Annotated in this window: 10 protein-coding genes; 8 read left to right on the forward strand and 2 right to left on the reverse strand. The window is 36.0% G+C overall.

The window, feature by feature from the left end:
- The first annotated feature begins 116 nt into the window (after positions 1-116).
- Positions 117-2,057, forward strand: coding sequence for a transglycosylase domain-containing protein (locus tag MW688_RS04265; protein WP_486734674.1), 1,941 nt, complete (start codon positions 117-119; stop codon positions 2,055-2,057).
- Positions 2,058-2,099: 42 nt separating this feature from the next.
- Here MW688_RS04265 and MW688_RS04270 read toward each other — a convergent pair whose 3' ends face one another.
- Positions 2,100-2,417 (reverse strand): DUF1825 family protein, encoded by a 318-nt coding sequence (locus tag MW688_RS04270; RefSeq protein WP_486734675.1) that lies wholly within the window; start codon positions 2,415-2,417, stop codon positions 2,100-2,102.
- Between the two features lie 182 nt (positions 2,418-2,599).
- On the opposite strand from MW688_RS04270, the gene MW688_RS04275 reads away from it, so the two are divergent.
- From MW688_RS04275 to MW688_RS04295, 5 genes are read left to right on the forward strand one after another with little or no spacing between them, the layout of a single operon-like run.
- Entirely contained in the window at positions 2,600-2,995 is a 396-nt protein-coding gene (locus MW688_RS04275) for an SHOCT domain-containing protein (protein WP_486734676.1), read from the forward strand.
- A 14-nt stretch (positions 2,996-3,009) separates the two neighbouring features.
- Positions 3,010-3,528: a helix-hairpin-helix domain-containing protein gene (locus MW688_RS04280; protein WP_486734677.1), complete on the forward strand. Its 519-nt coding sequence runs from the start codon at positions 3,010-3,012 to the stop codon at positions 3,526-3,528.
- Positions 3,529-3,539: 11 nt separating this feature from the next.
- A complete protein-coding gene (locus tag MW688_RS04285) occupies positions 3,540-5,216 on the forward strand; it encodes a GH3 auxin-responsive promoter family protein (RefSeq protein WP_486734678.1) in 1,677 nt (558 codons plus the stop codon).
- Between the two features lie 3 nt (positions 5,217-5,219).
- Positions 5,220-6,131 carry a cupin-like domain-containing protein gene (locus MW688_RS04290; RefSeq protein WP_486734679.1) on the forward strand — a complete coding sequence of 304 codons (912 nt, stop codon included), beginning with the start codon at positions 5,220-5,222 and terminating at the stop codon, positions 6,129-6,131.
- Between the two features lie 18 nt (positions 6,132-6,149).
- Positions 6,150-6,875 carry an aspartyl/asparaginyl beta-hydroxylase domain-containing protein gene (locus tag MW688_RS04295; protein WP_486734680.1) on the forward strand — a complete coding sequence of 242 codons (726 nt, stop codon included), beginning with the start codon at positions 6,150-6,152 and terminating at the stop codon, positions 6,873-6,875.
- A gap of 230 nt (positions 6,876-7,105) precedes the next feature.
- On the opposite strand, the gene MW688_RS04300 is transcribed toward MW688_RS04295, so the two are convergent.
- Positions 7,106-8,830: a zinc metalloprotease HtpX gene (locus MW688_RS04300; protein WP_486734681.1), complete on the reverse strand. Its 1,725-nt coding sequence runs from the start codon at positions 8,828-8,830 to the stop codon at positions 7,106-7,108.
- A gap of 177 nt (positions 8,831-9,007) precedes the next feature.
- Here MW688_RS04300 and MW688_RS04305 point away from each other — a divergent pair, with 177 nt between their 5' ends.
- Both MW688_RS04305 and MW688_RS04310 read left to right on the forward strand, forming a co-directional pair.
- Positions 9,008-10,018, forward strand: a complete 1,011-nt coding sequence (locus MW688_RS04305; protein WP_486734682.1) for a histone deacetylase family protein — start codon at positions 9,008-9,010, stop codon at positions 10,016-10,018.
- Between the two features lie 208 nt (positions 10,019-10,226).
- A complete protein-coding gene (locus MW688_RS04310; RefSeq protein WP_486734683.1) occupies positions 10,227-10,367 on the forward strand; it encodes a hypothetical protein in 141 nt (46 codons plus the stop codon).
- Positions 10,368-10,406 lie beyond the last annotated feature (39 nt).

Consider the following 10,406-nt stretch of genomic DNA (forward strand, 5'->3'; position numbering starts at 1 on the left):
TTTTGAATTAAATCGTTTTGTGCAGTCCCCATCTAAAAATCGCCAGATGAATGATGGGATTAACAAAACTAATAAACTAGAAGTATATCTGCGAGGAAGTGAGGAAAAAAGTGGCCATGTTATCTAACCCTATTTATCAAAAATTACGTAAAAGTTTCTTACCGCCATTTCTGGATTTTAGCTCTGGTGTAGCTAAAAATGCTGGAATAACTGTCTTAAGTTTAAGTGCTTTAGGAAGTGCTATTTGTGCTGGTGGTTTATTAGGTTTGGCGATTAGCTTGCGCAATTTACCAGATGTAAGAATGTTGGATAACTATATACCTAAACAGACTAGCTATATTTACGATATCGAGGGTGAACTTTTAACTACTTTTCATGGGGAAGAAAATCGTAAGCTAGTAACTTTGGATGAAATATCTCCTCAACTCAAATTAGCAGTTTTAGCCATTGAAGATAGTCACTTTTATCAACATCGAGGAATTAATCCTAATAGTGTTCTTCGTGCTTTTAGAGCTAATTGGCAAGAAGGACAAGTAGTTGAAGGAGCTTCTACAATTCCCATGCAGTTAGTCAAAAATCTGTTTCTCTCCCAAGAAAGAAGCTTCAATCGTAAATTACCAGAAGCCATTTTAGCATTACGCCTAGAACAAGTTTATAGTAAAGATAAGCTCTTAGAGATTTATTTAAATAATATTTATTGGGGTCATAATAATTATGGTGTGCAAACTGCCGCAGAAACTTATTTTGGGAAATCTGCCTCTGAGTTAAATTTAGCCGAAGCATCAATGATGGCCGGATTAATTCAAGCCCCCGAGAGGTATAGCCCTTTTATTGACTATCAAGCTACAAAAAACAGACAAAAGGTCGTACTTAGAAGAATGCGGCAATTAGGTTGGATCACAGTGGAAGAAGAAGAAACAGCTTTCCAAGAACCTTTATGGGTAGCAAAACCTACTGCTTGGAGTAGTAGTAAGTTACCTTATGTTACCGATTATGTGGACAAAGAACTGAAAAAATACCTCACTCCAGAACAGATTGAACAGGGAGGTTTATATATCCAAACCACCATTGACTATGAATTTCAGCAAATGGCCCAAGTTTTAGTAAGTAATTCTTTACAAAGGCTAAGGGATCGAGGAGTTAATGCAGATCAAATAGCTTTAGTAGCAGTAGATCCTCGTACTCACTTTGTTAAAGCAATGGTAGGAGGAGTTAGCTACAAAGATAGTCAATTTAATCGTGCTGTACAAGCAAACCGTCAACCAGGTTCTTCTTTTAAGCCTTTTGTTTTCTATACGGCTTTAGCCACGGGTCAAATTGCACCAGGTTCAATAATTGATGATAGTGAAGTAATCTATCAAGAAATTGACGGTCCCTATGAACCGAAAAATTATGACGAAACTTTTTTAGGAGAAATTCCTGTAGAGGAGGCTTTAAAACTATCTCGGAATATTCCTGCGGTAAAATTAGGACAGTTTCAACTAGATCCTGAGGGGACAATCCTGTTAGAAAAAGTTATAGAAGTAACTGAGACTCTTGGCGTAGAAAGTAAGTTAATTCCCATTACTTCTTTACCTTTGGGTTCTATGAGTGTTACACCTTTAGAAATGGCTGGGGCTTATGCTACTTTTGCTAGTAATGGGTGGCATTCTGATACCACCACTATTTTAAGAATAACTAATACTCAGGGTGAAGTGCTGCTAGACAACACACCTAAACCAACACTAGTTTTAGACCCTTGGGCTACTGCTACCTTAACTTCCATGCTGGAATTGGTAATTAGTGAAGGTACTGGAATCCAAGCACAGCTTGGACGTCCTGTGGCTGGTAAAACGGGCACAACTAGCTCAGAAAGAGATATTTGGTTTGTGGGTTACGTTCCCCAATTAGCGACAGCAGTTTGGATAGGTAATGATGAATTTGAATCATTGGGTGAGAATATTACTGGGGGTGAACACGCAGCGCCTATATGGCGAGAATTTATGCTCAATGCCCTCAAAGATGAACCCGTCGAAGAATTTCCTGATCCCAGTCAATTCTCTCCTCCTGAAAACTAAAATATTTCCAGACATAGACTTTAATTATATAAAATATCTAGTTCATGATTCGATTTGAGATTTCATTTTCTCCAAAGTTGTTTGCATTTGTTTAAACATCAAATCTGGAGTCATCCCAAACTGGTTTAACTGGGTTTTTAACTGTTCTACAGTCATTTGGGCCATAAAATCTTCGGAAAGTTCAAAGCGCTTCATAAATATTTGATAGCGTTCCATTAAACTTTCCATCTTGTCAATGAAGATTTTTTTGCCTTCTCGGTCAAATTTACCATACTCCCCTCCAAGCTCCATGAGTGTTTGATACTCTTGGAATAAGTTTTTAGCTTCTTGTTGAACAATCTCAGAATCAAAAAATCCCATGGCTTTTGTTTTTTTCTTTTACACTATATGTTTCATTTTAGCAAGACTAACACAATTCTCCACAATACGGAAAACCCTATTTTTTTGCTCTGCTCCATCTCAATACTCCTCCCTCAGCAAAATTTCCTCAAGTTGACTTATGATATTAATTGAATTGTTTGATAATCAGAGAAATAGTGGTGATGTGGTTAAAATCTTGGTGGTTGAATCAACCTAAACAAAAGAGTGTAGCTATTGTTTTGGCATTGTTGGGGACAATTACCCCTATAGCTGGTTTACAGAAAATATACTTAGGACAGCCAGTTTGGGGCCTAGTTTATTTTCTCTTGTTTTCTACCCCAATTCCTCGCATTGCTTCAGCTATTGATGCGGTTTGGTATTTTGTTCAAGAGGATAGTTATTTTAATAATATTGCTCCCAATACTGCTCCAATCGTTTATTTTTCTGCTGATTCTCATCATAAAGCACCCGGAGCGATCGCCCAAACTATGCGAGAATTAGACCAACTGCGAGCAGAGGGTTTAATTTCCGAAGGTGAATTTGAACAAAAACGTCGTCAACTGCTAGAACAAATTTAAAATACATAGAGCAAGTGAATATCTCTCAAACTCGTCAACTCTTGTGGGCAAAACTGCAACAAAATCCCCATCAGCGTTTAAACTCTCCCACAGAAATTGCTATAGCCGCAGAATTAGGAGTAAAAATTGATGTTAATCGTGCTACTGTAGATGATTGGTTACGTTTACCAGGTATTTCTATCCGTCAAGCCCAATCCCTAGTAGAATTAATTAGTATGGGGGTGATTATTCTCTCTCTAGAAGATTTGGCAGCAGCTTTGTCTGTATCTCTCACTCAAGTAAAAATCTGGGAGCCTGTGCTGGAATTTTGCTACTATGACTTCGATAGTATCATTATGCCTATGAGAGTAAACCCTAATACCGCATCCTTAGAGCAGTTGTTAGAAATACCAGTAATAGATACTAATTTAGCTACTATGATTTTTACTAATCGTCAAGAAAATGGTCACTACCGCAGTTTAGCTTCCCTAAAACAACGCTTAAATTTAGATAATCAACAGATTACCCAGTTAATGCACTACTTACAATTTTAGGTTAATTTTCTATGAGCAAAATTTTAACATCTCTTTTAACCGCATTGACTCAAGGTAGTCTTAAAAAATTTAAGCGTCAAACTCAAAATATAGAAGTCACCCAAAGAGATTTTTTACAGAGGTTGATTGCTACCTATAAAAACACAGAATTAGGGAAAACACTCAACTTAGAAGGGATCAAAACAGTTGAGGAATTTCGCAGTCAAATACCAATACATAGTTATAAGGATTATCAATCATATATCCAAAGAATGGTAGAAGGAGAGCCGAATCTTTTAACACCAGAAGCCCCAATTTACTTTAATTTTACCAGTGGCACAACGGGCAAACAAAAAATTATTCCTGTCACCAAAACTTCCCGCAAAAGTAAAGAAATAAACAAGATTATTGGTTTTGGCTTTCTCCTAGAAGCAGCAAGGGCTAAAAACCTAACTATTAATCCCAGCAAAAGTTTATTAACCAGTTCTCTACAAGTATTTGGTCATACTCCACAAGGTATACCTTATGGTCCTGTAAGCACTGGAGATTTATTGTATAGTAATTTTTGGCAAAAACGTATTTTTGTACATCCCTTTGATGTCTTGAGAATCAAAGATGTGGTAGCCCGCAATTATGTTTGTCTGTTATTTGCTCTGAGAAACTCAGATCTTAGTTTAATTGGGGCTAATTATCCAGTTATTGCCCTTACCATGGCGAAATACTTAGAAGAATATGCCTCAGAATTAATTGCAGATTTACAGGCAGGAGAAATAGCCTCTTGGTTAAACATAGAACCACAACTACGCCAACAACTAACTAAAAAATTGCCAGCTAATCCCGAAAGAGCAGGGGAATTAGCAGTAATATACCAAACTTATGGATATTTGACTCCAGAATTAGTCTGGCCTAATTTAGCCTGTATTGCCACCGCTAGAGGAGTACCTTCTAATTTTTATTTAGACAAATTTCTCAGTTACTTTGGTAAAACTCCGGTTTTTGGAGGTATTTATGCAGCAGCAGAGGCCGTTTTTAGTATTTACCCGGATTTCGACCAAGATGGCAGTATATTAGCTATAAATACTAACTTTTTTGAGTTTATCCCCTCTGATGAATGGCACAAAGAAAATCCTCAAACTCTACTACCTGAGGAAGTAAAAATAGGACAAGAGTATCGAATTCTAGTTAGTAACTATACAGGCTTATATCGCTACGATATTGGGGATGTGATTAAAGTTCTCGGTTTTTATCATCAAACCCCTATGATTACCTTTTTACATCGCGCCAGTGGTGTTTTAACTTCAACCACGGAAAAAACAACGGACGCTCATGTTATCCAAGCCGTGCAAGATTTACAAAAGAAATTCCATGTATCCTTAGAAAATTTTTGTCTAACTCTTTCAGAAGTGGATATTCCCCCGGCTTATATTTTAAATATCGAACTGTCAAGTAATGCTAATTTACCTCAACCAGAAGACTTTATACAAGAATTTGATTTAAACTTACAAAAGTTAAATACTTGTTATGAGATAGAACGACAATCTACAATTCCACCCCCTCGTTTACGTATTCTAGCACCGGGAAGCTTTGCTAAATTAGGTGAAAAACTGATTAAACAAGGAATGCCTGAGTCTCAGTTAAAAATCCTTAATCTTAATCAAGACCGTCAATATTTAAGCGGTCTTGAAGTTATTGAAGAGGTGAAGTTGTAATTTATGAAAGATAAAACTATACCCAGAATTCCAGGAAACAAACTAACACCAGAACTGTTTTCTACTGATTATCAACAACAAAGTAAACCAGTGATTATTACAGGTTTATTAGTTGATTTGCCAGAGTGGGATTTAGATTATTTATGCGCCAATATTGGTAATGAGATTTTTCCCGTAAGAATTTATCAACAAAATAACTATTCTGGTGTTGGTAGTGGAGTAAGATTCCAAAATATGACTCTAAATCAATATGCTAAGCTTTTACGCCAACCTGAGGGGAGTAACTCGGGGATATATTTGGGTAAATGCAGTCTAAAAAATACTGTTTTGGCTGATTCTCCTATTTTGAAAAATGCTGAAACACAAATAGGCTTAGAAAACTCAGTAACTGGGTTTAACTTGTGGTTAGGGAGGGGAGGACATACAACTGCTTTACATTATGATCCTTTTGATGGAACTTTGATGCAGCTATCAGGAGAAAAACAAGTTATTCTGTTTCCCCCCTCTCAACTATATAATCTTTATCCTTTGTCGGTATTTAATCATCTACGTTTTGGGCAAAAAATACGCTGTAATCATAGTAAATTGTGTTTAGATAGTCCAGATTTAGAAAAATTCCCTAATTTTACCACCGCAAAGTTATATAAATATGAAGTGACTTTGCGTCAAGGGGAAATTCTCTATATTCCTGCGGGCTGGTGGCATGAGGTTAAACTTTTGGGAAATCAACCAGTATGTTCGATTAATCGGTGGTGGCTAGTTTCACCATTTTTGAGATCGATAACTTGTTGGAGTCAATGGCGCGTACACTTAGGAACTATATTAGCAATTCCTCATATATTTGGGGAAAGTTTAAGTGTTATTTTTGCTAAAAATACCGAAGAAAAATTTAAACAATTTATACAAAAACTTTAATGATTTTTGCGTATGGTTATGAATATTGTAGTTAAAAATTTAGAAAAGTTAGTTGTTCAGGATTCCTGGTTAGAGAGGTTAGTTGCTAAATATTCTTTAATCGGTGATAGTGCGTTTTTTGATAGTTCGGTTTTTCCTTGGGTAGAAAAGCTAGAGAAAAATTGGTTAGTTATTCGTAAAGAATTGGATAATGTTTTAGATTTAGTTGATAAGTTACCGAATTATCAAGATATTTCTGAAAGACAATATGCGATCGCCAATGATGACTTGTGGAAAACTTATTTTTTCTTTGCTTTTGGTTACAAAGCTGTGAAAAACTGTGAACTTTGTCCAGAAACTACTAAACTTTTGCAGGAGATACCTGGATTAAAAGTAGCTTTTTTTTCTATACTAGCTCCCGGAAAACATATACCCGAACATCGCGGCAAGCATAAGGGTTTAATTCGTTATCATTTAGGTTTAAAAGTACCCCAAGATAAGTTGAGTTGTAAAATTAGGATCAATAATCAAGTTGCCTACTGGGAAGAGGGCAAAAGTTTAATTTTTGATGATACTTTTTTACACGAGGCTTGGAATAAGAGTGATGAATACCGCGCTGTTTTGTTTTTAGATATTGCGAGGCCGTTAGCTTTTCCTATGTCACTAGTTAATTGGTTAGTTAATCGTTTGATTATGAGTTCTGATGTTGTTAAGAGTGCTAAATTAAATCATCAGCGATGGGAGCAGAGATTTTATCAAGATTAATTTCTGTTTAACCAAATTAGGATTTAACTGTAAGCAATCACTCTCTTAAGATACAAGAATAAATAACGGTTCAGTTGGCTTAATCAGGAGAAAATATTAGTTAATAAAAGAGTAATGAGTTATGAGTAAAGATTAAGAAAAATCAGGGTTAATAAAACCGAAAAAGGCAAGATTTGTCAGAAAATAAGCCTGAAAATCTTGCATTTAATTTTTAACTATGAGATTTCTATCTAAAGCATGATTATCAGCCAAAAACCGAAGGCGATCGCTACTCCTGAAACGGTAAAGGACCAGAAACGATGATAACTATTTACTTTAACCTGAGAATTACGTAAAGAAACTAAATCTAACCAAGGCATAATGCCACGACGAAACCAGCCGACAGTTTCAACTTCATTGCTAATCAGATTGTTAACTTGTTTACAGCCAAACAGGAAATTACCTAAAGCGCCAAAACGTGAGGAATAGCGAGCAAAAATCATACCCGTTTTGTCTTGTAATTTTAAGTCTGAGCCAAATCTATAACCGGCATCACCTCTACCGATTAATTTACCTTGCAATTGGACTGGTTTACCCCGCAAAGGACTAGCATAGGGATTACACATTAGGGTAAATATATCTTCAGCAGGAGCATTTTGAAAACGAGGATACATCACCAAAGTTCGATACCAAGTTGCTACTCCAAAAGCTAAAAGAGGAATAGCTAGAACCATAGCAGGGTGCTGTGCTAAATCTAGTATAAATAAGCTGAATACTAGACTAACTATAATAGCAATCACTTGGAGGTTATATATGACAATATCCCACAAGAAATTACCATAAAGTTTACCTTTGCTTAACTGATTACCTTCTCGGATGACTGAGCTCATGTTGAACTCTGTATTTAAGCCCATTTGTTCCGCATAAGTAGTTAGAGCGCGAACTCTTTTACCTGTTAAAGGATGAGTTGAGTTTAACTCCATCCACCAACCCCAAGGATTAAATAAATCCCATAAAAATACTTTGCCTAATTTTTGAGTATCACCAGCTATACGATAAGCTGTGCCTGTAGAAACTGCTGCTTTATGGTCGTAAATTCCTAATGCTCTAGTGCCTTCGATGAGACGACTAGGTTGTTGAGTTTTTTGTCCTTCTTCTAAGATACCATAAGCAATCTTGACGAGGGCACGAGATAAACCATTAGGATTCCCTGTAGTTTCAGCAGAAAAATGATCTGCATAATATTCCCGGGTGCGAGATAAATATAAAACTAAATAAGTACCCACAAGATAAAATACATAAGCACTTATTGCCACACTTTGAGCTATATCTTTGGCTTTGTCTCCAAAACGAGAAGCATTGCGAGCAGCTACATAAATTAAATAGGTAGTTTGTACTAATGTTGAAGCTAAAGTCATTACCGCAAAATCCCAGTGAACAATATGTCCTAATTCATGGGCATAAACTGTAGCGGCTTCATCATCGTCGAGATAAGTAAATAAACCCTGAGAAACTACTAAACGAGCTGTACTAGGTAACGAACCATAAGTAAAAGCCGTGGGATTTTGATCGTGGATAATTCCCAATTTCGGGTGCTTAATATTTTTTTGACGACAAACTCTTTCAATAACTTCTGCACTTTCTCGACTATGGCTACGAATCTCCTCTATGGATACCCACTTAGTGTTATATAACGATTGTTGAACTAAATCCATAATGAATGGAGATAAGAAGAAGACTACTAGATTAAAAACTAGAGTTATGAAAATAGACAAGACTAAGCCTAGATGAGGATTATCACTCGCTACTATAAATTGAAGCGCTAGAATTAATACTAATACCATCCCAAATAGCAAGGTTACCGTTACGCCAGAAGCTAGGGCAAGATTTCCAGCGATTCCCTTCATTACTAGTTTTACACCAGTTTGACTAACTCTATTACCTCTTGATGGTTGATTGGAGTCTAAGTTGGACATACTCTCTCCTCATTGTCTGTTAATTATATCTTCATGTATAACACTTGATTTATAAAATTGGGAAAAATTGTAGTAAAAATTAAGTATTCTTTAACAAAATAAACGTGAAGTTGCTGACAAAACAAGTAAATTACTAAAATAAATGTATTCTTAGATCAAAACCTCAATACATTAATAATGAAACTTGCCACTTATTTTCATTCCCAAGTTTTTTCAACTTCTAAGCCAATTAAAGAAATTTTCTTTACCAATAAATCTTTTCATTACTACAACCAAGTACGAAAAAGTATTAAGAAATCTCTTGTAGATTATCCAGTATTACCATTACGTAAAGCTTTGATATCTGATTATTTAAGAGTTCATAGCCTTGAATATCTTCGTAAGATTTATCTAAAAGCTACTAATAAACCATTAGATGAGATTAGCTTATCCTTACCAGAACTAAGTATTGAATGTGTTGGACTAGAATACTGTATTCCAGGCTATCTTTATGGTTTGGGTGGAATGTTAGAAGCAATTGACCAAATGATCAAAGGGGTTGTTGAACGTGCTTACTGTTTTAGCTTGGGTGGACATCACAGTCATATTAACTGGGGACATGGCTATTGTTTACTCAATCCTTTAGCCGCAGCTACTAGATATGCTCAAAACCAAGGATTAGAAAAAGTCCTAATTATTGATTGGGATATTCATCATGGCGATGGAACTCAAGAAATTTTTAGCCACGATCATAGTGTTTATTGTATCAGTATTCACAGCGCTGTAGATCTTTATATGGCTAAAGCTTCAGACTTGAAAGTTGGAACAACCGATTATGCTGAAGGGGTTGGGCACTCCAATATTCCTGTGATTAGAGATTCTTTTCCAGTGAATATTTTAGATGACGGTGGTATAACTGGCAGATTTTACTATGGGCATGAAGCTATTGATGCTTTTCAGGAAGCTTTAGAAAGTGTTCCATGGCAACCGAATTTAATAGCTATTTTTTCTGGTTATGATTCTCATAAAGATGATTGTGGATATGAAATAACAGATTGGACTAATCAGGATTTTTGCCGATTAACTGAAATTGTGGTAGATTTTGCTGAGAGATATAGATGTCCGATCCTTTCTTGCCATGGAGGCGGTTATCAACTCCCAGTCACAGTGTCTGCGGCGATTTCCCACATACAAACTTTAGCTAGTTAATATCTCTAAATCATTAATTCGATGCTTTGCTCTGAATAATACCTTAAGAGGGGTTTAGCATTAATTCTTTAACTCATTACTTCAAGACTTCTTTCACTTCAAAACTCCTTACTCCTTACTCCTTACTCCTTACTTCAAAACTCAAAACTCAAAACTCATTACTTCAAAACTCATTACTCAACCACAACCAGTCAGAGTGTTGGGTTTCGTGCCTCAACCCAACCTACAAACTATTTTGTCTCTCAAATCAGCATGGATAATTATCCGTGCAGATGGTTGTTTTGTTTGGCAAATGGCTATGGCTTCAGCAATGATAGCGCGGGCGATCGCCAGAAGAATTAAGAATTAAGAATTAAGAATTAAGAATTAAGAATTAAGAATTAAGAAT

Source organism: Johannesbaptistia floridana (assembly GCF_057440575.1).

Bases quoted from the DNA above. Each gene is read 5' to 3' on its own strand.
- MW688_RS04265 (WP_486734674.1), top strand. From the start codon at position 117: ATGTTATCTAACCCTATTTATCAAAAATTACGTAAAAGTTTCTTACCG.
- MW688_RS04270 (WP_486734675.1), bottom strand. From the start codon at position 2,417: ATGGGATTTTTTGATTCTGAGATTGTTCAACAAGAAGCTAAAAACTTA.
- MW688_RS04275 (WP_486734676.1), top strand. From the start codon at position 2,600: ATGTGGTTAAAATCTTGGTGGTTGAATCAACCTAAACAAAAGAGTGTA.
- MW688_RS04285 (WP_486734678.1), top strand. From the start codon at position 3,540: ATGAGCAAAATTTTAACATCTCTTTTAACCGCATTGACTCAAGGTAGT.
- MW688_RS04290 (WP_486734679.1), top strand. From the start codon at position 5,220: ATGAAAGATAAAACTATACCCAGAATTCCAGGAAACAAACTAACACCA.
- MW688_RS04295 (WP_486734680.1), top strand. From the start codon at position 6,150: ATGAATATTGTAGTTAAAAATTTAGAAAAGTTAGTTGTTCAGGATTCC.
- MW688_RS04300 (WP_486734681.1), bottom strand. From the start codon at position 8,830: ATGTCCAACTTAGACTCCAATCAACCATCAAGAGGTAATAGAGTTAGT.
- MW688_RS04305 (WP_486734682.1), top strand. From the start codon at position 9,008: ATGAAACTTGCCACTTATTTTCATTCCCAAGTTTTTTCAACTTCTAAG.